Here is a 23,481-nt window from a genome sequence, read left to right as displayed (position 1 = left end):
GAGGGACGGGAGACGAGACGACCGCATGAGAATGTTCGGAACCGACCGGGTGGTCGCCTTCGAGAAACCGTAGCCGCAGTGACGGTAAGCCGCCTCCCGTTTCGACCGTTCGACGGGTTCGGTTTAGGATGTCCCCGTGGTTATCTTCTTCGAGGTACTTCTTGTCCTTGCCGCCGTGTTGATCACGTGGTTCTCGCTCTACACGATCTACCGCCTGGTCACCGACGAGTCGTGAGTCAGAACCCGGACGCAGGCGCAGATCCGCCTTCCGAGCACCCGACTACGAGCGCGCCCGCTGGGGACACCCCCACCGTGCGTCGTGGTAGCGGTGACGCAGCTGTCGCGGACGCCATCGAGCGTTCCAAGACGACGGCGTCGCGGAACATCCCGCAGCTTCCGGACCTTCCGCTGCCCGAGGACACCGCAAATCTGCGGCTCGGCCCGGATCTGAACAACGAACTCCTCGCAGTCCTGCCCCTCGTGGGTGTGTGGCGCGGTGAAGGGGAAGGCCACGACCCCGACACAGGCGACTATCCCTTCGGGCAGCAGATCATCGTCTCCCACAACGGTGGCAACTACCTCAAGTGGGAATCCCAGACCTGGGTTCTCGACGCCGACGGCGAATACGTGCGCCCCGACCTCCACGAGACCGGCTTCTGGCGGATCAGCGGAGACGGCATTCCCGGCAGCACCGACGAGGAAGTCGTCGAACTCCTCCTCGCCCACAGCTCCGGCATCGTCGAACTGTTCTACGGCCAGGCCCTCACCCAGTCGTCGTGGGAACTCGCGACCGACGTCGTGATCCGCAGCACCTCCGGTGTTCTCGTCGGTGGCGCCAAGCGTCTCTACGGCATCGTCGAGGGCGGCGACCTCGCCTACGTCGAGGAACGCATCATCGCCGACGGTGAGCTGCGTCCCCACCTCTCCGCGCGGCTGTCCCGCTACGTTGGCTAGCGCCCGTGAGTACTTATTAACCGCGGGCGGTTAACAAGTACTCACGGCTCGGGTTATCCACAACCTGAGGTTCATCCACAGGGCAGTTGAGATCGGCCTGTTTCGGCCGAATCCTGTCGGTCGGCTTCCGCACCGTCGCGTCCATGACGACTGCGACGATCGACTTCCGGCCCGAATTCCAAACAGTCCTCGACTATCAGCACGGCCTCGTCACGGCCCGGCAACTTCGCGGACTGGGCATCTCGACCCGGCAAATTCAGCACATGGTGGAGTCCGGCCAGTGGTCGGCGGTTCTGCACGGCGTCTACGCCGTCACGAACGGTCCGCTCGACCGGCCGATGAGGCTGTGGGCGGCGCTGCTGTTCGGCGGTCCCCGAGCGATCCTCAGTCATCGGACTGCGGCCGAGGAGTGGGGGCTGATGCCCGTCGACCCTGACGGGCCGATTCACGTCACCGTGCCCTACGGATTGTCTGCGGAGCCGCAGGAACCGACGTATCGGAAGGTCGGCCGGCGATCCGACCGTCCCGTTCCCCGCGAGGGCGATCTCCTCCACCCCGGGGTCGTGGTGCACCGGTCCCGGGCGCACGCCCACATCCTCGTCCCGACGCTTCCGCCTCGAACGTCCCGGGCCGACACCGTCGTCGATCTCGCCGTCGCGGAGCCGTCGGCGGTGGCGGCCGCACGGGTCCTGGTCTCAGCGGTCACCGGCAGCGACATTCCGGTCCACGAGTTGCTCCGACGGATCGAGCAGCGTCCACCGCGCAGATACCGCAGGGCTCTCACCGATGCGCTGACGTTCGTCTCCGGCGGGGTCCAGTCGATTCTCGAGCACCGGTACGCCGTCGACGTCGAACTCGCGCACGGACTACCGGCCGCCCGACGACAGTCGCCGGTTCTCGTCGACGGAAGAACCCTCTACGAGGACGTGGACTACTCGGACAGCGGCGTTCCGCTCTTCGTGCGCCTGGACGGACTGCGGTACCACTCGTCGCGGTCGGTGGCGCTGCGCGACCGTCGTCGCGGCAACGCGGCGGAACTCGCCGGCAAGGCGACGCTGGTCTACGGCTGGGATGAGGTGACGCGGCGCTCGTGCGAGGTCGCGGCCGAGGTGCGGACGGTGCTCGAGCGGGGCGGCTGGAGTGGGCCGAACCCGTGCCCGCGCTGCCGTGAGTACTTGTTAACGTCGGGCGGTTGATAAGTACTCACGGGCGCGGAGCGCACAACGGCCCCCGAGCCTTCCGGTGCGTGTGCACCGGGTCCGATCTGGACCAGACCGGGGGCTCGGGGGCCGGGTAGCTGCCTGGGATTCGCTCGCCGCTCGCGCGGTCAGTGAATTCCGTCAGCGGTAGCGGCTAGCTGGCAGCCACCTCACGTGTCCGTCTGTCATTCAATTTCAGACCACCTCCTTCCTCGTGTACTGAAGAAAGTACGCCGCACTCACGGAGTCGGCAACGCATTTTCGCTCTCAACTTTCTCCACTCGTATCACCAGGTCAGCGCTGGTATCCTCCGGAAGCTGGTGGGTGACCACCACGACGGTGCGCTGCGCAGACACCAGTCCGCCGTCGCGCGCGAGCAGTCGCCGGAGCAGGTCGGCGCCCGCGTCGGCGTCGAGGTGTTCGGTCGGTTCGTCCAGCAACAGCACCCGCGCGGACGAGAGCAGCGCCCGGGCGAGGAGCAGCCGGCGACGCTGTCCACCGGACACCGCCCTGGCACCGCCGGCGAGGGTCGTGTGCACGCCCTCCGGCAGCCCCGACACCCATCCGCCGAGCCCGACGGACTCCAGGACGGTCAGCGCCTCCGTGTCCTGGATGTCGCCGCGCGCCACCCGCAGATTCTCGAGGACGGACGTGTCGAAGAGGTGTGCGTCCTCCGCGAAGAATCCGACGTTCCGGCGGAGAGCCTCGGACCTGATGCTGTGCAGGTCGAGTCCGTCGACCCGCACCGACCCCGATACCGGCGGGAGCAACCCGGCCAGGGTCATCAGGGTGGTCGTCTTCCCGGACCCGCTGCCGCCGACGATCGCGACCCGGAAGCCGGGCCACAGGTCGAGGTCGAGCGGGGCGGTGACCTGCCCTCCGGGCCAGCCGCACCGCAGGTCCTTCGCGACGACCTCGGCGGGCCCGTCCAGTTCCCGGTCGCCGGGGTGCGGATCCGCGACGGCGGCGTCGAGCACGGCGAGTATGCGGCGCGACGCGATCCGGGCCCGGGTCAGCGCGACGGCCGCGGCGGGCAGCGCGACCGTGGCCTCGAACGCGGACAGCGGCAGGAGCACGAGGATGCCGAGCGCCATCGGGCTCATGGTCCCCGACGAGTACAGGCCCATCCCGATGAGCAGTGACGCGATCACACTCACGCCCACCGCGAGTGGTGTGGCGGCGTCCGCGAACGCGCTGGGTGCGGCGGCGCGGTCGGTGGCCGCGACCGCGGCGTGTTCGGAGCGGACCGCCCGCGACACGGTCCGGTCGAGGCGACCCGCGACGCGGAGTTCCGCGGCGTGATCGAGCGCCGTGACGGCGTCCTCGCTGAACCGGGCACGCGCGTCGGCGCCGGACGTCTCGGCCAGGCGGGCGGCCCGCGCGGACAACCAGGGCGCCGCGACCCCCGACACCGCGAGCGCCACCGCGAGCACGAGTGCCGAGGCGGGCGAGATCACCGCGAGGATGCCGACGGCGGCCACGGCCAGGACGACGGACACGGCGATGGGGACGAGCGCGCGGACGACGACGTCACCGAGGGTGTCGACGTCGGCACCGGTGCGGGTGAGCAGTTCGCCGCGGCGCAGGCCGGCAGCGGCCGCGGGGTCGCCGTCGGCCAGCCGCTGGTACAGCTGGGTGCGGGCGGACGTGGTCCCGCGCAGCGCGGTGTCGTGGGTGGCCAGCCGCTCGAGGTAGCGGAAGACGCCGCGGGAGATGCCCAGCGCCCGCACCGCCACGACGGCGACGCTGAGGTCCAGGACGGGCGGCATCTGCCACGCCCTCGTGATCAACCACGCCGACAGCGCCGCGAGTGCGAGCGCACTGCCCAGCGTGGCGACGCCGGCGGTGACGGCCCGCACTACCCGTCCCGGTTGCAGGTCGAGGAGCGGCAATGCCCGGATCAGCGGGTCACGCGACATCGGCGCTCACCTCGATCACCCGGTCGGCGGCCGCGAGCACGGTCGGCCGGTGCCCCACCACCACGACGGTGCGGCCGGCGGCGGCCAGGCTCCGCAGCGAATCGAGCACGGTCCGCTCCGAGGCGTCGTCGAGGTGTGCGGTGGGTTCGTCGAGTACCAGGACGGGACGCCGGGTGGCCAGCACGCGAGTGAGTGCGAGCCGCTGCCGCTGGCCGAGCGACAGTCCCGTTCCGCCGGATCCGACGCGCGTGGTCCAGCCGTCCGGGAGTTCGGCGAGAACCTCGTCGAAACCCGTCGCCGCACAGGCCTGTTCGAGGTCGACGACCTCGCCGATGAGCCGAAGGTTCTCGTCCAGGGTGCCGGGAACGAGGACGGGGTGCTGCGGAAGCCACGCCACCTGCGCCCACCATGCGGACCGGTCGAGCGCACTCACGGCGGCGCCTGCCACCCGCACCTCGCCGTGCTCGGGTTCGACGAGGCCGAGAAGTGCCTGCACCGCAGTCGACTTCCCGGAACCGTTGGGTCCGGTCAGCACGGTCACCGCACCGGGTTCGAGGGTCCCGGTCAGTCCGTGCGGTGCCAGGCCGCGCCGGGACCGGACGTCGAGTTCGTCGAATTCGATCCGCGCCCCGGCCGCGTCGACAACGACCGCACCGTCGGCGGCGTCGTCGTCGGGACGATCGGTATCGATGACGGCGAAGGCGCGGCTCGCCGCGGCCATTCCGTCCTCGGCGGCGTGGAACTGGGTTCCGACCATCCGCAGCGGAAGGTACACCTCGGGCGCGAGGATCAGCGCCACGATTCCCGCCTCGAGTTCCATCCCCCCGTACACCAGCCGCAGTCCGATGCTCACGGCGACGAGTGCGACGCAGAGCGTGGCCAGCAGTTCCAGCACCATCGACGACAGGAACGCCACCCGCAACGCCGACATCGTGGTGCGGCGGTGGGCGTCGCCGAGTTCACGCACCCGCGTCGCCGGTCCCTGTTCGCGACCCAGCGCGCGGAGTGTGGGCAGGCCGGCCAGGAGGTCGAGCAGCTGGGACGACAGTGTGGTCATCGCGGTCAGCGTCTTGGCGGCCTTGCCCCTGGTGAGCAGGCCGATGAGGATCATGAAGATCGGGATGAGCGGCAGCGTGACGAAGATGATCGCCGCCGACGTCAGATCCTGAAACGTGATGACCGCCAGCGTCGCCGGTGTGAGCGTCGCCGCGAGGACCAGGGCCGGCAGATACCCGGTGAGATACGGCGCGAGACCGTCGATTCCGCGGGTGAGCACGGTCGCGATCTCGTCCCGCCGCGGGTCGAGCTCGCGCGGTCGCAGGCGGGTGGCGACACCGAGGACCTCCCCCTTCAGCTCCGCCACCACCCGGGTGGCGGACCGGTGCGCGAACCGGGACTGCAGCCAGGTGCCGAGCACTCGCACCCCCACCGCACCGGCGAGCACCACCAGTTCGGTGGACCACCGCCCGAGGTCGGTGGCGTCGTCGACGATGATTCCACCGAGCACGCGGCCGATCATGAGCGCCGACACGATGACCATCGCGACGTTGACGATCGACAGCCCGACCGTGAGGACGAGATACCCGCGCGCCGCCGCGGAGTAGCGCCACAGGCGGGGATCGACGGGGCGCCGGGCTCCTCGCGCCCCGCCGGGACGTTCGTCGGCCGGGCGGGGTGCGTCGCCTACCGCTGTGCTCATCTGCGCTCGAGCGGGAGACCGATCGACGGCGGGATGTGCTTGGTCGAGATCCGTTGGCGGAACACCCAGTACGTCCAGCCCTGGTAGATCAGCACCACCGGGGTGAGGAACGCGGCGGCCCACGTCATCACCTTCAGCGTGTACGGACTCGACGACGCGTTGTCGATGGTCAGGTTGTACGCGGCGTCCAGCGTGGACGGCATGACGTTGGGGAACAGCGAGCCGAACAGCAGGGCCACGGTGGCGACGACCGCGATCGACGTGAGCAGGAACGCCCAGCCCTCACGCTCGGCGCGGGTGAACGCGACCACCCCGAGGAGTGCGGCGGCGGCGATCGCGACGAGGATCCACGTCCAGCCCTTGCCGTGCGCCAGCTGCGTCCACAGCACGAACGCGCCTGCCACCGGGACGGCCGGGATCGCCAGCTTGGACGCCAGTTCGACGGCATCCGTGCGTACTTCGTCGGCCGTCTTCAGGGCGAGGAACACCGCGCCGTGCAGGGCGAACACGAGTGCGGTCGTCAGACCACCCAGCAACGCATAGGGATTGAGCAGATCGAAGAGGCTCGAGGTGACCTGCTTGTCGGCGTCGATGTCGACGCCCCGCACGATGTTCGCGAACGCGACACCCCACAGCACGGCAGGCACCCAGGACCCGAAGACGATGCCCCAGTCGCACCGCCTGCGCCAGGTGTCGTCGTCGATCTTGCCGCGGTACTCGATGGCGCAGATCCGGACGATGAGCGCGACGAGAATGATCAGCAGCGGCAGATAGAAGCCGGAGAACAAGGTGGCGTACCACTCCGGGAACGCGGCGAACAACGCGCCGCCACCGGTGATGAGCCATACCTCGTTGCCGTCCCACACGGGCCCGATGGTGTTGAGCACGACCCGCCGCCGCGTGTCCCCGTTCGGGTCCTTGCGCCTGCCCAGCACCGGCATCAGCATGCCGACACCGAAATCGAATCCCTCGAGGACGAAGTACCCGATGAAGAGCACCGCGATGAGGATGAACCACACTTCTTGAAGTCCCATGACCGTCTCCCCTAGTACGCGAACGAGAGTTGCTCGGGCTTGCCCGGTTCTTCGGGCTCGTCGTGGTCGTCACCCGGTGGATGCGCGTCGTGTTCGAGTGGTCCCTCGACCGTGTAGCGGCGGATCAGCGTGAACCACACGACGGCCAGCGCCCCGTAGACCACCGTGAACGTGATGAGCGAGACCCAGACGGTCCACGGGGAGTGATTCGAGACGCCCTGGTCGACAGTCAGTCTGATCATGTCGACACCGGTCGGGTTGGGTGCCACGACCCACGGTTGGCGGCCCATCTCGGTGAAGACCCAGCCCGCGCTGTTCCCGAGGAACGGTGTCGGGATGACGGCGATCGACAACCAGCCGAACCACTTCTTGTCCGGGACACGGCCGCCGCGGGTCATCCACAGACCGACCACGGCGAGCAGCGCCGACCCGGCGGCCCAGCCGATCATCGCGCGGAACGTCCAGTAGGTGACGAACAGGTTGGGCTTGTAGTTTCCGGGTCCGTACATCTCCTCGTAGCGGGCCTGGATCTCGGTGACGCCCTCGACGGTGGAGTCGAACGTGCCGTCCGCCAGGAACGAGGTGAGCCCGGGGATCTTGATGAGCTGGGTGATGCTCTCGCAGTTGTTCTGGGTGCCGACGGTGAGGATCGAGAAGTCGGCACCGGTTTCGGTGTGGCACAGCGATTCGGCCGATGCCATCTTCATGGGTTGCTGTTCGAACATCAGCTTGCCCTGGATGTCGCCGGTGATCGCGAGTCCGATGCCCGAGGCGACCATCACCCACAGGGCGAGGATGGTGACCGGACGGAACATCGTCCGGGCGGTCTCCTCGTGCTTCTTCGCCACTTCGGGTTCGGTGGCTTCCTTCGATTTGCGCATGCTGCGCACCATCCACCAGCCGCCGACGCCGGCCACGAACGTGCCTGCCGTGAGGAACGCTCCGGCCACGACGTGCGGGAAGGCCGCGAGCGCTGTGTTGTTGGTGAGCAGTTCCCAGATGCTGGTGAGTTCCGCGCGCCCGGTCTCGGGGTTGTACACGGCCCCGACCGGGTGCTGCATGAACGAGTTGGCGGTGATGATGAAGTACGCGGACGCGTTCACACCGATCGCGACGAGCCAGATGGTGGCGAGGTGGACGAGCTTGGGCAGCCGTCCCCAGCCGAAGATCCAGAGGCCCAGGAACGTCGACTCGAGGAAGAAGGCGACCAGTCCCTCGAGGGCGAGGGGTGCGCCGAACACGTCACCGACGAAGCGTGAGTACTCGCTCCAGTTCATCCCGAACTGGAATTCCTGCACGATGCCGGTGGCGACGCCGAGCGCGAAGTTGATCAGGAAGAGCTTCCCGAAGAACTTGGTGAGCCGGTACCAGTGGTCCTTTCCGGTGACCACCCACATCGTCTGCATGACGGCGATCAGCGGGGCGAGCCCGATCGTCAGCGGAACGAGGATGAAGTGATAGACGGTGGTTATGCCGAACTGCCACCGGGAGACATCCAAGGCATCCATGGCTACTCCGAAACTGGGCCCGTAGGACAGGCTTCAGGGCCGGAGCGTGGGCTTCCGCCCGACCCTTGAAAACAACGTACTGCGAGGTCGTTTCCCCCGCAGGACTTTGCTACTACGAAATGTAGTAGACCTGTCAAGCCTCCGCGGACTCGGCACCCGCCGTCTCGACCGCGAGGTCGACCAGCTCCACGATCTCGTCGGCGAGCGGTGCGTCGGGCAGGGCAAGGCCGTCGATCTTGCGCACGCGCGCAGCCATGGTGACGCTGGAGATGAGCCAAACACCTTCCGCCGTAATGAGATCCGCCGGACGCAGCGCCGCGTACTCACAGCGAAACCCCTTGCCGGACGCCACCTCGTACAGCGCCTGCTGCGTCGTTCCGGGCAGGATTCCGTGCTCCGGCGGCGGCGTGAGGAGGTGCCTGTCGCGGGCGATGACCACCGTGGAACGTGGCCCTTCCAACACATTGCCCTCACTGCTGACGAAGATCACATCGTCGGCGCCGAGTGTCGCCGCATACCGCAGCGCCGCCATGTTCGTCGCATACGACAAGGTCTTCGCCCCGAGCAGCTGCCACGGCGCACTCGCCGACAGATCCACCGAATAGCCGCGGGCCAGTGTGAGTACCGACACCCCGTCGCGTCGTGCCTCCCGAATCCGCTCGGACACCGGCCCGACGGTGACGAAGGCGGTCGCGTCGCCACCGGACTCCCGGCCGCGGCTGAGCACGAGTCGCATCGCGCCCTCCCGCTCGGACCCCCACTCCTCGACGGCCAGCTCGAGGGCCAGGCGCCACTCGTCCAGGTCCTGAATGGGCAATCCGAGGGCGCGCGCCGACGCGACGAGACGGGCGAGGTGGGGCTCGACCTTCAGGGCGCGACCGCCGCGCACCAACAGGGTCTCGAAGACACCGTCGCCGCGCACCACCGCCAGATCGTCCGCGTGCAGCAGCGGGGCATCCGCGTCCCGCACCTCGTGGTCCAGTGTCACCAGCACTCGATCAGACATGACACCCAGCCTATCGACCCTGCTGACCGCCACCTGTGGTCCATGGTCCCTAGACTGGGTTCGTGGTCGACAAACTGCCCGTCTCACCCAGTCCACTCCTCACGGCCCCGGGCGCGGTCCCTGCGCCCGAAGGCTCTCCCGACGCCGGCGTCGCCTGGCATCACGGCGATCCACTCGGCGAACAACGCAATGCCGAACGTTCCGCGGTGGTCGTCGACCGTTCCCACCGGTTCGTCATCGCGATCAGCGGACCCGAACGACTCACCTGGCTGCACACCATCTCGAGCCAGCACGTCGCCGCGCTCCCCGACGGCGGGAGCGCCGAGAACCTCAGCCTCGACGTCAACGGCCGCGTCGAGCACCACTTCGTCCAGACCGATCTGGACGGCGTCACCTGGATCGACACCGAGGCCGACCGCGGACCCGACCTCCTGTCGTTCCTCACCAAGATGGTGTTCTGGTCCAAGGCCGAGCCCCGCGAGGGCAACGAGCTCGCGGTCCTCAGTGTGATCGGCCCCGACGCCGTGACGGTCCTCGACGCAGCCGGTGTCGTGGCACCCGCCGAGCCGTATGCCGCCGCCGCGGTGCCCGGGGGCGGGTTCGTCCGCCGCATGCCGTGGCCGACCGCCGAGTCCTTCGACCTGCTGATCCCGCGGGAAGGACTCGCGACGTGGTGGGGCCGGCTCACCGCCGCCGGCGCCGCTCCCGCGGGAACGTGGGCGTTCGAGGCACTCCGGGTGGCCGCCGCACGGCCCCGGATCGGACTCGACACCGACGACCGCACCATCCCGCACGAGGTCCGCTGGATCGGCGGTCCCGCCGAGCACGGCGCCGTCCACCTGGAGAAGGGCTGCTACCGCGGCCAGGAGACGGTGGCCCGCGTCCACAATCTCGGCAAACCGCCCCGTCACCTCGTCCTGCTGCACCTCGACGGCAGCGCCGAGGGCAGGCCCGAACCGGGCGACCCGGTGACGGCGGGAGGCCGTGCGGTCGGACGGATCGGCACCGTGATCGACCATCACGAGCTCGGACCCATCGCGCTGGCCCTCGTCAAACGGTCCATCCCCACCGACACCGAATTGGTGGTCGGCTCGTGCGCCGCGTCGATCGACCCCGACTCCGTGCCCGCGGACGACACGGTCCAGGCGGGCCGCGCCGCCGTCGACCGGCTCCGGGGCCGATGAGCGAGGCGACCGCGACGGCAGGCGAGGTGCTGGCCGTCTGCGTGCTGCACACCGAGCGGGACAGCGGCACCCGGCGGGTCACCCGGACGGCGATCGACAAGCGGCCGGTCGACGGCCCCGTGCGCGTCACGACCGCCGGACTGGTCGGCGACCACGTCTGCGACACCGAATACCACGGCGGCCCGTTCAAGGCCGTCTACGCCTACCAGGAGGACGAGGCGCAGCGCTGGGCGTCGGAGCTCGGCCGCGAACTGCCCCCGGGATGGTTCGGCGAGAACCTCCGGCTCGACGGGATCGCCGCGACCGACGCCGTGATCGGCGAGCGGTGGCGGATCGGCACCACCGAACTGGAGGTAACCAGCCCGCGGACGCCGTGCGGCACGTTCGGCGTCTGGGCCGCCGAGCCCCGGTGGGTCAAGCGGTTCTCCGAACGCGCCGACACGGGCGCGTACCTGCGGGTGGTGACGGAGGGGTCGGTCACCGCCGGCGACACCGTCCAGCGCATCCACGTGCCCGGCCACGGCGTCACCGTGCGCGATCTGTTCACCGGCCGCGACCCGGAACGGTTCGTGGCGCTGCTCGAACAGCAGGAGAACCTCTCTCCGACCGTCGCGGACAAGGCCCGCCGACGGATCGCCGGACTGGAAGTGCAGGTCACGTATTGAGCATCGAACTGGTCGAGGTCGTACGTTCCGGATTCCGTGAGTGCGTCCACCGCGGTTCCGCGGTGATCCTCCGCGCGGACGGCGAGATCGCGCTCACCCTCGGTGAGGTGCACACGCCGATCTATCCGAGGTCGTCGAACAAGCCGTGGCAGGCCGTGACGATGCTGCGGAACGGCTTCGAACCGTCCAGTTCCGAAGAGCTCGCGATCGCGACCGCATCCCACGAGGGTGAGTCGGACCACATCGAACTCGTCGAGCGGCTGCTCGCCCGGTACGGCCTCGACGAGGACCAGCTCCGCTGTCCCGCCGATCTGCCCTCCAACGAACTCGCCCGGGCCGAACTGCTGGCCGCCGGTGAGCTCCCCCGCCCGGTGTACATGAACTGCTCCGGCAAGCACGCCGCGATGCTCGCCACGTGCCTGGCCAACGACTGGCCGTTGGACAGTTACCTCGAGCCGACGCATCCGCTGCAACTCGCGGTCGTCGAGACGCTCGGGTCGATCAGCGGCGACGTCGACGCCGAGCTCGGCATCGACGGATGCGGGCTGCCGATCGTCCCGCTGTCGCTGACGCATCTGGCTCGGGCGTTCGCCCGGCTCGTCACCGCCGAGCCCGACTCCCCCGAGCTCGCCGTCGCCGACGCCGTCCGCGAGCACCCCTACCTCGTCTCGGGCACCGGCAAGGATGACGCGCGCCTGATGCCGGTCGTGCCCGGGCTGATGACGAAGGCCGGAGCCGACGGTGTCTACGCCGGCGCGCTTCCCGACGGCTCGGCGTTCGCACTGAAGATCGACGACGGCCACGAACGGGCCCGGTTACCCCTCGCCGCAGCACTTCTCCACAGGATGGGCGCCGAGTGGACCGAGGATCTGGCGGCCCTCGCATCGCAACCCGTGCTCGGCGGCGGCGTCCGAGTGGGGACGGTCCGGGCAATTCCGGGAGTCTTCTGAAGGCGAAATACCGGCATCGGGGCAGCTCGCGAGCCCGGTGAGACTAAACCGACACCGCTTCGGGGTGTGGATGGAAGCGCGAGGGACTTTTCCACGCTAGAGTGTGGGGCAGGAACTTACACACTCAAACGGGGCCGCCAAATTCCCCAGGCCGCCCCGCGAAAGCGCGAGGGGGTCAGCCATGGGCCGCGGCCGGGCTAAGGCAAAGCAGACCAAGGTTGCACGCGAGCTGAAGTACAGCGTACCGACCACGGATTTTGACAGCCTGCAACGAGAGCTCTCAGGTGGGTCGTCCAACTCGCATCGGGACGAGGTCTTCGCTGACCAGCGTGCCGACAGGGAGGGTCACTCCCGGGAGGACGACGACGACTGGCGGCGCTGAGATCTGAAGACAACGAAATGAGGGGGAGCCGACACCGGCTCCCCCTCATTTCCACATCTTCAGCCGGTCGGGGCCACTAGCTCGCCCCGTTCCGACAGACGGCGACCGACCCTAGAACCTCGGGTGATCGCCGGCGAGAATTGCGCGCTCGGCCGACACGTCGTGCGACTTCTTGATGCTGCCCAGCGTCCAGCAGTCGATGTGGCGCGCCGTCAGGACGGCCAGGGCACGATCGACGTCCTCGGGCGCCACGATCGCGACCATGCCGACGCCCATGTTGAACGTCTGCTCCATCTCGGCCCGCTCCACGCGTCCGCGCTGCGCGATCATCGCGAAGATCGGAGCGGGGCTCCAGGTACCGCGGTCGAGTTCGGCGACCAGCCCCTTCGGCATGACCCGGGCGAGGTTGTTGGCCAGTCCACCGCCGGTGACGTGGCAGAACGTGCGCACGTCCGTCTCGGCGGCGAGGGCCAGGCAGTCCTTGGCGTAGATCTTCGTGGGCTCAAGCATCTCCTCGCCCAAGGTGCGGCCGAACTCGTCGACGTGCGCCGTCAGGCTCATGTGGTCGATCTCGAGCAGGACCTTGCGGGCCAGCGAGTAACCGTTGGAATGCAGTCCGGACGAACCCATGGCGATCACGACGTCGCCGGGACGGACCCGGTCGGGCCCCAGCACCTGGTCGGCTTCGACCACACCGACGCCGGTCGCGGACAAGTCGTAGTCGCCGTCCGCCATCACACCGGGGTGCTCCGCCGTCTCGCCACCGAGCAGCGCGCACCCGGCCTGGATGCAGCCTTCGGCGATACCGCTGACGAGTTCGGCGACACGCTCCGGGACGACTCGCCCGACGGCGATGTAGTCCTGCAGGAACAGTGGCTCGGCACCGCAGACGACGAGGTCGTCGACGACCATCGCGACCAGGTCGAGGCCCACGGTGTCGTGCTTGTCGAGTGCCTGAGCGACGGCGAGCTTGGTGCCCACACCGTCCGTGGACGCCGCGAGCAGCGGTTCCTTGTAGTCACCCTTGAGCGAGAACAGACCCGCGAATCCACCGAGACCACCGAGAACCTCGGGACGGCTGGCGCGCTTGGCCAAGGGAGCGAAGAGTTCCACCGCCCGATCGCCTGCGGCGATGTCCACTCCTGCGGCGGCGTAGGACGCGCCAGGGCGACTTGTCGGATCCTCGGTCATGTGGTTGTTACTCCAGCCTTCTGTTGCTCGTCAAAATCGTGTCGGTCGGGCAATCGAGTGCTGTGATTGCGTCCTTACGGTACCGGAGTACGTTCTCCGGCCGGATCCCGATGTACCGGCCTACGGCCGACTGAGGGCGTTCGCGTTGTCGTTCTCCCGCGTCGCGGGACCGCCTGCCGCGCTCTCGAGCATTCCCTCGAGAACGTTCTTTCCGATCGACGTCTCCGTGGGGAGCGCGATGGGGTACGTGCCGTCGAAGCAGGCCGCGCACAGTCGCGTCGCAGGCTGCTCGGTGGCGGCGATCATGCCTTCGGTGGAGATGTAGCCGAGGGTGTCGGCGCCGATGGAACGGCGCACCCCTTCGAGCATCTCGTCGAAGCTGCCGGGCTCGCCACCGCCGCCCGCACCGTTGGCGATCAGCTCGGCCGGCGAGGCGAAGTCGATGCCGTAGAAGCAGGGCCACTTGACCGGCGGCGACGCGATGCGGACATGGATCTCCAGTGCGCCGGCCTCGCGGAGCATCCGGATGAGCGCGCGCTGGGTGTTGCCGCGGACGATCGAATCGTCCACCACCACGAGGCGCTTGCCGCGGATGACTTCCTTGAGCGGGTTGAGCTTGAGGCGGATACCGAGCTGGCGGATCGTCTGCGACGGCTGGATGAAGGTGCGGCCCACGTAGGCGTTCTTCATCAGACCCTGGCCGTACGGAATGCCCGACCCCTGCGCGTAACCGACCGCGGCCGGAGTGCCCGATTCGGGGACCGGGATGACGAGGTCGCCCTCGGCGGGGTGTTCGGTGGCGAGGCGACGGCCGATCTCGACGCGGGTGGAGTGCACCGAACGTCCGGCGATGACACTGTCCGGACGAGCCAGGTACACGTACTCGAACACGCAGCCCTTGGGCTCGGGGTTCGCGAAGCGGGAGGAGCGGACGCCGTCGGCGTCGATGGCGAGCAGTTCGCCGGGCTCGATGTCGCGGACGAAGGACGCGCCGACGATGTCGAGTGCGGCCGTCTCGCTGGCGACGACCCAGCCGCGGTCCAGGCGTCCGAGGCACAGCGGGCGGATCCCGTGCGGGTCGCGGGCCGCGTAGAGCGTGTGCTCGTCCATGAAGGTGAGGCAGAACGCGCCGCGCAGTGTCGGCAGGAGCTTCATGGCTGCCTGCTCGATGGTGCTGTCGGCGGCGGCGTGCGCGAGGAGGGCGCCGACGACGTCCGAGTCGGACGTGGCGCCGCCGGGACGTTTGTCGTTGACCAGTCCGGCTTCACGGGCGCGCTGCGCCAGCTCCGCCGTGTTGACGAGGTTGCCGTTGTGCCCGAGGGCGATGCCGCTGCCCGCGGCGGTGGTCCGGAAGATCGGCTGCGCGTTCTCCCACGTGGTCGATCCGGTGGTGGAGTAGCGACAGTGGCCGACGGCAACGTGGCCCGGCATCGCTGCCAGGGTCTGCTCGTCGAACACCTGGCTGACCAACCCGAGATCCTTGAAGACCAGCACCTGTGAACCGTCGGCGACGGCGATGCCCGCCGCTTCCTGCCCACGGTGCTGCAGAGCATAAAGTCCGTAGTAGGTGAGTTTCGCCACATCCTCTCCCGGCGCCCAGACGCCGAAGACTCCGCATTCCTCGCGGGGCTCGTTCTCGTCCTCGTCGGACGGGTTCGAAGAGAGAAGATTAGGACTGTGGACCGACAGATCGGCTCTGGTCACCGGGGTGCTCCCTGGGGATGGGCGTGTGAGGGGCAAGGTCAGTCTACGTGCCCTGCGCCCTCGCTTCCCCCACGGTGCCGATCGAACCGGCCCGACTCCCGGACGGACAGCCGGAAATAGGTTGGTTTCGGTATCGATCAGCATCCTCGAACCACAGAGCGGGGGCTTTTCCGATGGACGTCCGCAGCCCGGCCCCGACCGCCGCAGAACGCCTGCTGAGCGCGTTCGAAGGTGCGATGGGCATCCCCATTCCCGTGCACGTTCGCTGCTGGGACGGCTCGGAGGCCGGCCCCGACTCGGACGTCACCACCGTCTTCCGCAACCGCCGGGCCATCCGGCGGGTGCTGTGGTCGCCGAACGAACTCGGTCTCGTCCGCGCCTACGTGTCCGGTGACCTCGAGATCGAGGGCGACGTCTTCCGGCTGCTGACGCTTCCGGATCTCGTCGACCGGCTGGGGTCACTCGGCGTCCGCGGATCCGACCGCGGCACCATCCTGAAGTCGCTGTCGACGTTCGTCCGGCTCGGGGGCCTCGGTCTCCGTCCGGCACCGACGTCGGTGGAGGTGGCCCGGCGCCGCGGTCCCAAGCACAGCAAGGCGCGCGACGCGTCCTCGGTCTCACATCACTACGACGTCGGCAACGATTTCTACCGCCTGTTCCTCGGGCCGACGATGGTCTACTCCTGCGGGTACTGGGACCAGCGATCCGGCGACCCCGGTGCGATCGGGACGCTCAACCACGCCATCGCCTCGGTCCGGTCGCTGACCGGCACCGGCAACTCGTCGGGGTTGATCGAGAACTACATCTTCCCGGACGGCGAGGTGCTGCCGCTGAGCAGAACGATCGACGCGTTCCAGCGCGCCGGACTCGAGGTGCGCGACGTCGAGGCCCTCCGGGAGCACTACGTACTCACGCTGCGGGCGTGGGTGGGCAGACTGCGCGACTCCTGGGACGACGCGATCCGGCTCGCCGGCGCGGAGCGGACCCGCACCTGGTTGCTGTACCTCGCGGCCAGCGCCCTGGGGTTCGAGGAGAAGGGCCGGCTGACGATCCATCAGGTACTGGCCGTGCGCCCGTCCGACGACGGGTCGAGCGGCCTGCCGCGCACCCGCTCGTTGTGGCTGGGCTAGCTATACGCGTAGCAGCGGCAGCCAATGGGCGATCTCGCCGGCGCGACTTCCCGACACCGACACTCCGCCGTCGGCGGTCGCGCTGTCGAACTCCAGCAGTCCCGTCACCAGCAGCAGCCACGTCCGGGGGTCGGTCTCCACGACGTTGGGCGGGGTGCCGCGGGTATGCCGCGGGCCCTCGATGCACTGGACCGCGACGAACGGCGGAACCCGCACCTCCACGCTCGAACCGGGCGCGACCTGCTCGAGCGTCCGCGCGCTGAGCCGGACCGCCGCGGCCAGCTGGGTGCGGGACGGTTTCTCCTCCGAATCGCCGCGCAGCCACGGACCGACCTCGAGTACGGCGGCCCTCAGTTCGGCGGGATCTACGGCTCGGCGCGACGGCATACGCTCAATCTACTGTGCGGGCCCGCGCGACCTCGGCGGCCACCGCCCCACCGACATTGACCGAAAGGTGCAGCAGTGCAGGGGCTACGACGCTGCCGCTGCGTCGACGCAACCACTCGAACAGCCACGCGGCGGACCCGGTGAGCAGAACGCTCGCGGTGACGCCGTCACCGGCGATCCGGGCAGCGCGCACGTGCCACAGCCCGAACGTTGCGGCGTGCAGAACGTAGGCCGTCGGGGGCGGCCAGGCCCGTCGCAGCATCGCAGACAGGACGCTGCGGAACAGCAGTTCCTCGTGCGCCACGGTCCCCACCGGGATCCGGAACCCCACCCAGCCTGCGAAATCGGTGACGCCGTCGCCCGCCGACACACGCCTGCGCAGTGCGGGCACGCTCAGCGTGATCGTGTATCCGGCGAGCGGGACCACCGACGCCAGGGCGCCGTATCGCAGCCCGGACCGGGCCTTCGACGCGGACAGGCCGAGTTCGTCGACGCCGTACCCCGCGGCGCGCGCTGCTCCCACGACCGACAGTCCGAGCGCACCTCCCGCGACGGCCCGCCCGTACGGGCCGAGCCCCGAACCGGGCAACACCACGTTGTTCCACAGCACAGCCGCCGCCGCACCGGCAACGGAGGCGAGCCTGCTCACTTCTCCGGACCCTCTGTCCCGGCAAGGGATTCGAGAGTGGACCGGACGCGTTCGGTGTCGACGGGCGTCCACCCCTCGGGCTGGGCGACCGTGATCCAGCCGTCGAGGACGAGTGTCCCGTAATTGTGGCCGTGCCCATCCGGCACGCCTGCGGCGTTGGTGAGGTCGGCGGACACCTGCCAGAACGTCACGAACGGAAACCACTTCATGGACGGCGAACGATCCTCGCCCGGTGGTTCCTTCAACCAGTCGGGCCGGGTGAACGCGAGGTCGGGCGACCACCACACGACGGGATCCGACGGGTGCTGGACGTACAGGATGCGCGGCGACAACCACTCGCCGGTGTCGTCGACCATGTCGGCGGAGTCGTCGGCGAACCGCACCACCAGACCTGCCGAGTACTCGGGGTCGACCTCGGGAGTGCCGGGATCGCGACGCTGGATCAGCTGCCCCCACAGGCGGTTCGAGTTGGGCGGTCCGACCCACAACACGCCGTCGACGGTCTGCCGGATGTCGCTCAGCGTGCCGAAGGCACCCTCCCCCGCCTGGGTGCCGAGACTTTCGCCGTAGACGAGCAGCTTGGGGCGCGTTGCCTCGGGTTCCTGCAACCACCGCTCGTGCACGCGGTCGATCAGTTTCTTCCCCGCCTCCGCGGCCTTCTCACGGTCGGCGAGGAACGAGATCCAACTCGGCAGGAACGAGTACTGGCTGGCGACCAACGCCGTGTCACCGTTGTGGACCAACTCGATCGCTTGCGCCGCAGTCGGATTGACCCAACCGGTGCCGGTGGTGGGGATGACGACGAGGACCTTTCGCTGGAACGCGCCGGTCCGCTCGAGTTCGTCGATGACGACGTCCATGCGCGCGTCCGGGTCCTCGGCGGTCTCGAGTCCGGCGTAGACCCGGATGGGGTCCTTGGCCGGTGTGCCGTTGGCCGCCGTGAGTTCGTCGGCGTCGAGCCCTCGGGACACGAAGTTCCGGCCCTCGTACCCGAGGGTGTCCCAGGGTGCCAGCGACTCGGGGCTGCCCGACTTCTCCGGGTCGAGTGGTTGCTCGACGCTGTCGCGGGTGGTCGAATTCTGCAGGCTGAACGCCGCATTCGTGGCGGCGTAGACGCCGCGCATCAGAACACCGTCGACGAGCAGGAAGAACAGCACCGTCACGATGAGGATGCCGACGGTGGTGGCGGTCGGGATCGCGAGGTGCCACCGCCGGATGAGTCGTCCCGCGATCCACCGCACCAGTTCGCGCAGCAGCCGCCACACCGAGATGATCGCGGCGCCCACGAGCAGACTCAGACCGCCCGTGCGGATGTAGCCGGTGGTGGTGGTGCCCTCCGCCCCCATCAGCGCGGCGAGCTCACGCTGCCATGCCGCGGAGTACGCGAGCATCACGAGGCTCACGACCACGCACGTCACCGTCACGACGACGCGCAGACCGGTGGACCACGGTTCCGGCAACGGCCACCACGACCGGTGCCGCAGGAAGTATCGACGCACCAGCCAGCCGATCGCCGTTCCCACCGTGTAACCGATCGCGGCGTTGATGCCGCCGATCAGCCCCTGGAACAGCCAGTCGCGGGGCAGCAGCGACGGCGTCAGCGACCAGCAGAAGAACAGCGTCGCGAACGCGATGCCGGTGAAGTCGAGCCGAAGGAAACGCCAGGTCCGGTCGAGTCGGGGACCGTGGAGGAGTGCAGGATCAACCAGCCGCGAGAGTTCCCGCGGCCCCCTGTCAACCCTCTCCAATGCCCCCGATTCGACCATTCATCACCCGAACAATGCCGGCAGAGTTCCCTCGAACGTCGTGCGCAGCTCGGCCAGCGAGACCGAGAACTGGCCCTGGACCTCGACGGAATCGGACCCCTCGTCCACCACACCGATGCGCACCCACGGGAGATTACGGGCCGTGCACATACCGGTGAAGCGAGTTTCCTCGGTGCGCGGGACCGCGACGAGCACGCGGCCCGACGACTCGGAGAACAGGGTGACGAACGGGTCGGCGTCGTCGGGAAGCAGGATGCGGCAGCCCGTCTCGCCGGCCAGCGCGGCCTCGACGACGGTCTGCGCGAGACCACCTTCGGACAGGTCGTGCGCCGCGGACACCAGTCCGTCGCGGGACGCCGCGAGGAGGATGTCGGCGAGCAACTGCTCCCGTTCGAGGTCGACCTTCGGCGGCACACCGCCGAGGTGACCGTGCTCGACCTGCGACCAGATGGACCCGTCGAACTCGTCGCGGGTGTCGCCGAGCAGGATCAGCGTTTCACCCGGTTCCAGTCCGAGACCGGTGGGGATGCGACGGTGCACGTCGTCGATGACGCCGAGCACGGCCACCACCGGGGTGGGCAGGATCGGGGTCGAGCCGGTCTGGTTGTAAAAGCTGACGTTGCCGCCGGTGACGGGGATGCCGAGCTTCGCGCAGCCGTCCGCCAGGCCGCGGACGGCCTGCTGGAACTGCCACATGACGCCGGGATCCTCGGGGGACCCGAAGTTCAGGCAGTTGCTGACGGCCTTGGGGGTGGCGCCGGTGACGGCGACGTTGCGGAAGGCCTCGGCGAGCGCGAGCTGCGCGCCGGCGTACGGGTCGAGCGCGGTGTAGCGGCCGGACGCGTCGGTGGCGAGCGCGATGCCGCGTCCCGTCTTCTCGTCGACTCGGATCACGCCCGAGTCGGCGTTCTCGGCCAGGACCGTGTTGCCGCGCACGTAGCGGTCGTACTGCTCGGTGATCCACTTGCGGCTGCACAGCGCCGGGGACGCGAGCATCTTCAGCAGGGTGGCCTTCAGTTCGTCGGCCGACTCGGGACGCTTCAGTCCGGCGGTGGTGTTCGCGACGAGGGCGTCCTGGCTCGCGGGACGCTGCACGGGGCGCTCGTACACCGGGCCCTCGTGGGCGACGGTGCGCGGCGGCACGTCGACTACGGTCTCGCCGTGCCAGGAGATGGTGAGCCGCTCGCCGTCGGTGACCTCACCGATGACGGTGGCGAGGACGTCCCACTTCTTGCAGACCTCCATGAACGCGTCGACGTTGTCGGGGGTGACGACGGCGCACATGCGTTCCTGGGACTCGCTGGACAGCACCTCGGCCGCGGTCATGCCGGTGGCCCGCATCGGGACCTGCTCGAGGTTGATGTGCATGCCGCCGTCGCCGGCCGCGGCGAGCTCGGACGTGGCGCAGGACAGGCCGGCGCCGCCGAGGTCCTGGATACCGACCACGAGCTTCGCGGCGTACAGCTCGAGACAGCACTCGATGAGCACCTTCTCGGTGAACGGGTCACCCACCTGCACCGCCGGGAGCTTCTTCCGGCTTTTCGATGCTCCAGCTCCGCCTTCGGCTTCGTGTTCGTCCCCGCTCTCGTCGCCGTCGAACGTCTCCGACGCGAGCACGGACACGCCGCCGATGCCGTCGAGGCCGGTGCGCGCACCGAACAGGATGATCTTGTTGCCGGCACCGGAGGCGAACGCGAGGTGCAGGTCCTCGACGCGCATCGCGCCGGCGCACAGGGCGTTGACCAGGGGGTTACCGGCGTACGACGCGTCGAACACGGTCTCGCCGCCGACGTTGGGGAGGCCGAGCGAGTTGCCGTAGCCGCCGACTCCGCGCACCACACCGTCGACGACGCGTCGGGTGTCGGGGGCGTCCGCCGCACCGAAGCGCAGCTGGTCCATGACCGCGATGGGCCGTGCACCCATGGCCATGATGTCGCGGACGATGCCGCCGACGCCGGTGGCCGCACCCTGGTAGGGCTCGACGTAGGAGGGATGGTTGTGGCTCTCGACCTTGAACGTGACGGCCCAGCCGTCGCCGATGTCGACGACGCCGGCGTTCTCGCCGATGCCCGCGAGCATCGAGGAACGCATCTCGTCGGTCGTGGTCTCACCGAAGTACTTCAGGTGCACCTTGGACGACTTGTAGGAGCAGTGCTCGCTCCACATCACCGAGTACATCGCGAGCTCGGCCTCGGTGGGGCGGCGGCCCAGGATCTCCTTGATGCGGGCGTACTCGTCGTCCTTCAGCCCCAGTTCCTTGAAGGGCTGTGCGACGTCGGGGGTCGCGGTGGCGGCGGTGACGGTGTCGACCGGGTGTGCTGACACTGGAGGTGGGGTCCCTTCCCTACGGGAGTCAAGAGAGGCAAGCCGGGAGTCACGGTCGGCGCAAGCCGGGTGGCGACGAGCCGTACGTCAGTCTATCCGGCGGCTCCTTCCGGTACCGACCTGGCGCTCCTCGCCCCGCTTCCTCACGCCGTCGGTGTGAGGAAGGCCGCAAGGGCGTCGGAGTAGGCCCGCACGTCACGGGCGCCCATCAGCTCCCGCGACGAATGCATTCCGAGCTGCGCGGCGCCCACGTCGACGGTGCTCAGCCCGGTCCTGGACGCGGTGATCGGGCCGATGGTCGAACCGCACGGCAGATCGGCCCGGTGCACGTACCGCTGCAGCGGCACGCCGGCCTGGTCGCAGGCGAGGGCGAACGCCCCGGCTCCGGCCGCGTCGGTGGCGTAGCGCAGGTTCTGGTTGACCTTGAGCACCGGTCCGCCGTTGACGGCGATGTGATGGGCGGGCTCGTGCCGCTCCGGGTAGTTGGGGTGCGTCGCGTGCGCCATGTCTCCGGACGCGCAGATCGATCCGGCCATCGCCTGCAGGAATTCTTCGCGACCGCCGCCGCGGCCGAGGACGATGCGCTCGAGCACGGTGCTCAGGAGATCGGAGAACGCGCCCCGATCGGACATGCTCCCCACCTCCTCGTGGTCGAACAGCGCGAGCACCGGCACCCGGTCCCCGGGGTTCTCGGCCGCCGCCAGCAACGCCTGGGTGCCCGCGTAGCAGGTGCCCTGGTTGTCGAGCCGCGGCGCACTGACGAGGTCCTGTTCGGTTCCGACGAGCGCGCTGGGCGCGAGATCGTGGGTCATCAGTTCCCACCCGAGCACCGCGTCGGCAGGCGCCTCCGCCCGGTCGGCCACGAAGTCGATGAACGAGCGGCGTTCGGACCCCACACCCCACACCCCGTTGAGGTGGCGCTGCGGATCGAGGTGGACGCCCTTGCGGTCCTCGGACAGGTGGATCGCCAGCTGCGGGACGCGCAGGATCGGCTCGTCGACGCGGACGAGCCTCTCCTCGACCGTGTTGCCGGCCCGCACACTCAGCCGCCCGGAGATGCCCAGGTCGCGGTCGAGCCACGAGTTGAGCCACGCACCGCCGTACGGTTCGAGACCCACCAGCTGCCACCCTGCCGACGACAGGTCGGGGTGCTGTTTGACGCGCAGGTTCGGGCTGTCGGTGTGCCCGCCGACGATGCGGAACGGCGCCGTCCGGCCCAGCCCTTCGGTACTCCACGCGATGAGGGATCCGCCGCGCACCAGGAAGTACCGGCCGGGCTCGCCGGGCCACGAGTCGGCCTCGTGCAACTCGGTGAAACCGTTGCCGGTCAGCAACATCGACACCGTCGCGCACACATGGAACGGCGACGGTGATGCATCGACGAAGGTGCAGAGTCCCTGGGCGTCGGCCCACGTAGTGGAAGGCATGGGGTCAATCATGCAGGACCCGCTGTCAGGGGTGGGGACCCGAGACGCAGAACTGGTTGCCGTCGGGATCGGCGAGCGTGACCCACCGGAGGTCGCCCATCTCGTGCCGCGCGACCTCCGTGGCGCCCTCGGCACTGAGCCTGCCCACCTCGCCGTCGAGGTCGTCGGACGCCAGGTCGAGGTGGATACGGTTCTTCCCCGGAGTGGGGTCGCCGACCTTCTGGAACGCCAGCTTCTGCGCGGAATCCGGGAGGGCGACGACGTAGAACCAGCCGTCGTTCTCCTGCTCGATCGTGCCCGCCGTCTGCTTTGCCCACCACTTCGCGAGCGGCCCCGGGTCCGTGGTGTCGAACGTGATCATGCCGAGTGTGAGTGCCATGCCCGCAGAGTAGACGTGACCAC

Annotated in this window: 20 protein-coding genes; 7 read left to right on the top strand and 13 right to left on the bottom strand. The window is 69.1% G+C overall.

The window, feature by feature from the left end; genetic code table 11:
* Nucleotides 1-312: 312 nt before the first annotated feature.
* The gene (locus G9373_RS17940; RefSeq protein ID WP_005254810.1) at nt 313-954 is read left to right on the top strand and encodes an FABP family protein; all 642 of its coding nucleotides are present in this window, start codon (nt 313-315) and stop codon (nt 952-954) included.
* Between the two features lie 86 nt (nt 955-1,040).
* On the top strand, nt 1,041-2,150 hold the full coding sequence (locus G9373_RS17935; RefSeq protein WP_005573167.1) for a type IV toxin-antitoxin system AbiEi family antitoxin domain-containing protein: 1,110 nt from the start codon (nt 1,041-1,043) through the stop codon (nt 2,148-2,150).
* 242 nt (nt 2,151-2,392) lie between these two features.
* Here the strand turns inward: G9373_RS17935 and cydC are convergent, their stop codons facing one another.
* The 5 genes from cydC to G9373_RS17910 all read right to left on the bottom strand — a co-directional run bounded on the left by cydC (nt 2,393) and on the right by G9373_RS17910 (nt 9,319).
* Nucleotides 2,393-4,072, bottom strand: coding sequence for a thiol reductant ABC exporter subunit CydC (gene cydC, locus G9373_RS17930; protein ID WP_133986113.1), 1,680 nt, complete (start codon nt 4,070-4,072; stop codon nt 2,393-2,395).
* Nucleotides 4,062-5,771, bottom strand: coding sequence for a thiol reductant ABC exporter subunit CydD (gene cydD / locus G9373_RS17925; RefSeq protein ID WP_133986112.1), 1,710 nt, complete (start codon nt 5,769-5,771; stop codon nt 4,062-4,064). Before cydD ends, cydC begins: the two co-directional genes overlap by 11 nt.
* A complete protein-coding gene (gene cydB / locus G9373_RS17920) occupies nt 5,768-6,805 on the bottom strand; it encodes a cytochrome d ubiquinol oxidase subunit II (protein ID WP_043790099.1) in 1,038 nt (345 codons plus the stop codon). The genes cydD and cydB overlap by 4 nt, the downstream gene beginning before the upstream one ends.
* An 11-nt stretch (nt 6,806-6,816) precedes the next feature.
* The gene (locus tag G9373_RS17915) at nt 6,817-8,313 is read right to left on the bottom strand and encodes a cytochrome ubiquinol oxidase subunit I (RefSeq protein WP_025431869.1); all 1,497 of its coding nucleotides are present in this window, start codon (nt 8,311-8,313) and stop codon (nt 6,817-6,819) included.
* 133 nt (nt 8,314-8,446) lie between these two features.
* Entirely contained in the window at nt 8,447-9,319 is an 873-nt protein-coding gene (locus tag G9373_RS17910; protein WP_054248926.1) for an aminodeoxychorismate lyase, read from the bottom strand.
* Between the two features lie 62 nt (nt 9,320-9,381).
* Between G9373_RS17910 and G9373_RS17905 the strand changes: the two genes are divergently transcribed.
* From G9373_RS17905 to G9373_RS17890, 4 genes are all read left to right on the top strand, one after another.
* The gene (locus G9373_RS17905) at nt 9,382-10,503 is read left to right on the top strand and encodes a folate-binding protein YgfZ (RefSeq protein WP_133986111.1); all 1,122 of its coding nucleotides are present in this window, start codon (nt 9,382-9,384) and stop codon (nt 10,501-10,503) included.
* The gene (locus tag G9373_RS17900) at nt 10,500-11,168 is read left to right on the top strand and encodes an MOSC domain-containing protein (protein WP_064080086.1); all 669 of its coding nucleotides are present in this window, start codon (nt 10,500-10,502) and stop codon (nt 11,166-11,168) included. Before G9373_RS17905 ends, G9373_RS17900 begins: the two co-directional genes overlap by 4 nt.
* Nucleotides 11,165-12,118 carry an asparaginase gene (locus G9373_RS17895; protein ID WP_005561133.1) on the top strand — a complete coding sequence of 318 codons (954 nt, stop codon included), beginning with the start codon at nt 11,165-11,167 and terminating at the stop codon, nt 12,116-12,118. The genes G9373_RS17900 and G9373_RS17895 overlap by 4 nt, the downstream gene beginning before the upstream one ends.
* Nucleotides 12,119-12,299: 181 nt before the next feature.
* Nucleotides 12,300-12,500, top strand: a complete 201-nt coding sequence (locus G9373_RS17890; protein ID WP_005244376.1) for a DUF3073 domain-containing protein — start codon at nt 12,300-12,302, stop codon at nt 12,498-12,500.
* Between the two features lie 111 nt (nt 12,501-12,611).
* Here the strand turns inward: G9373_RS17890 and purM are convergent, their stop codons facing one another.
* Nucleotides 12,612-13,691 (bottom strand): phosphoribosylformylglycinamidine cyclo-ligase, encoded by a 1,080-nt coding sequence (purM, locus tag G9373_RS17885; protein ID WP_005244377.1) that lies wholly within the window; start codon nt 13,689-13,691, stop codon nt 12,612-12,614.
* Between the two features lie 120 nt (nt 13,692-13,811).
* Nucleotides 13,812-15,395, bottom strand: coding sequence for an amidophosphoribosyltransferase (purF, locus tag G9373_RS17880; RefSeq protein WP_005254820.1), 1,584 nt, complete (start codon nt 15,393-15,395; stop codon nt 13,812-13,814).
* A gap of 173 nt (nt 15,396-15,568) precedes the next feature.
* Between purF and G9373_RS17875 the strand changes: the two genes are divergently transcribed.
* Nucleotides 15,569-16,525: a class I SAM-dependent methyltransferase gene (locus tag G9373_RS17875; RefSeq protein WP_133986110.1), complete on the top strand. Its 957-nt coding sequence runs from the start codon at nt 15,569-15,571 to the stop codon at nt 16,523-16,525.
* Here G9373_RS17875 and G9373_RS17870 read toward each other — a convergent pair whose 3' ends face one another.
* The 6 genes from G9373_RS17870 to G9373_RS17845 all read right to left on the bottom strand — a co-directional run bounded on the left by G9373_RS17870 (nt 16,526) and on the right by G9373_RS17845 (nt 23,458).
* Nucleotides 16,526-16,912 (bottom strand): sterol carrier family protein, encoded by a 387-nt coding sequence (locus G9373_RS17870; protein WP_005244380.1) that lies wholly within the window; start codon nt 16,910-16,912, stop codon nt 16,526-16,528. It abuts the gene before it with no gap.
* Between the two features lie 4 nt (nt 16,913-16,916).
* Nucleotides 16,917-17,561: a CPBP family intramembrane glutamic endopeptidase gene (locus G9373_RS17865; RefSeq protein WP_120659689.1), complete on the bottom strand. Its 645-nt coding sequence runs from the start codon at nt 17,559-17,561 to the stop codon at nt 16,917-16,919.
* Nucleotides 17,558-19,327, bottom strand: coding sequence for an alpha/beta hydrolase (locus G9373_RS17860; RefSeq protein ID WP_043787107.1), 1,770 nt, complete (start codon nt 19,325-19,327; stop codon nt 17,558-17,560). The genes G9373_RS17865 and G9373_RS17860 overlap by 4 nt, the downstream gene beginning before the upstream one ends.
* Nucleotides 19,328-19,330: 3 nt before the next feature.
* Entirely contained in the window at nt 19,331-21,652 is a 2,322-nt protein-coding gene (gene purL / locus G9373_RS17855; RefSeq protein WP_005561128.1) for a phosphoribosylformylglycinamidine synthase subunit PurL, read from the bottom strand.
* Between the two features lie 143 nt (nt 21,653-21,795).
* Nucleotides 21,796-23,079, bottom strand: a complete 1,284-nt coding sequence (locus G9373_RS17850) for a M18 family aminopeptidase (RefSeq protein ID WP_133986109.1) — start codon at nt 23,077-23,079, stop codon at nt 21,796-21,798.
* A 25-nt stretch (nt 23,080-23,104) separates the two neighbouring features.
* Entirely contained in the window at nt 23,105-23,458 is a 354-nt protein-coding gene (locus G9373_RS17845) for a VOC family protein (protein WP_005561124.1), read from the bottom strand.
* Between the last annotated feature and the right edge of the window lie 23 nt (nt 23,459-23,481).

Origin of the sequence: Rhodococcus sp. A14, assembly GCF_011603105.1 — a bacterium.
Classification (GTDB): Bacteria; Actinomycetota; Actinomycetes; order Mycobacteriales; family Mycobacteriaceae; genus Rhodococcus_F; species Rhodococcus_F opacus.
The sequence above is the reverse complement of the archived record's forward strand: the minus strand, read 5'-3'. Positions and strand labels throughout refer to the sequence as shown.

Coding starts and splice junctions, on each gene's coding strand:
- cydC (WP_133986113.1), bottom strand. CDS start 4,072: ATGTCGCGTGACCCGCTGATCCGGGCATTGCCGCTCCTCGACCTGCAA.
- cydD (WP_133986112.1), bottom strand. CDS start 5,771: ATGAGCACAGCGGTAGGCGACGCACCCCGCCCGGCCGACGAACGTCCC.
- cydB (WP_043790099.1), bottom strand. CDS start 6,805: ATGGGACTTCAAGAAGTGTGGTTCATCCTCATCGCGGTGCTCTTCATC.
- G9373_RS17915 (WP_025431869.1), bottom strand. CDS start 8,313: ATGGATGCCTTGGATGTCTCCCGGTGGCAGTTCGGCATAACCACCGTC.
- G9373_RS17910 (WP_054248926.1), bottom strand. CDS start 9,319: ATGTCTGATCGAGTGCTGGTGACACTGGACCACGAGGTGCGGGACGCG.
- G9373_RS17900 (WP_064080086.1), top strand. CDS start 10,500: ATGAGCGAGGCGACCGCGACGGCAGGCGAGGTGCTGGCCGTCTGCGTG.
- G9373_RS17890 (WP_005244376.1), top strand. CDS start 12,300: ATGGGCCGCGGCCGGGCTAAGGCAAAGCAGACCAAGGTTGCACGCGAG.
- purM (WP_005244377.1), bottom strand. CDS start 13,691: ATGACCGAGGATCCGACAAGTCGCCCTGGCGCGTCCTACGCCGCCGCA.
- G9373_RS17875 (WP_133986110.1), top strand. CDS start 15,569: ATGGACGTCCGCAGCCCGGCCCCGACCGCCGCAGAACGCCTGCTGAGC.
- G9373_RS17870 (WP_005244380.1), bottom strand. CDS start 16,912: ATGCCGTCGCGCCGAGCCGTAGATCCCGCCGAACTGAGGGCCGCCGTA.
- G9373_RS17860 (WP_043787107.1), bottom strand. CDS start 19,327: ATGGTCGAATCGGGGGCATTGGAGAGGGTTGACAGGGGGCCGCGGGAA.
- G9373_RS17850 (WP_133986109.1), bottom strand. CDS start 23,079: ATGCCTTCCACTACGTGGGCCGACGCCCAGGGACTCTGCACCTTCGTC.
- G9373_RS17845 (WP_005561124.1), bottom strand. CDS start 23,458: ATGGCACTCACACTCGGCATGATCACGTTCGACACCACGGACCCGGGG.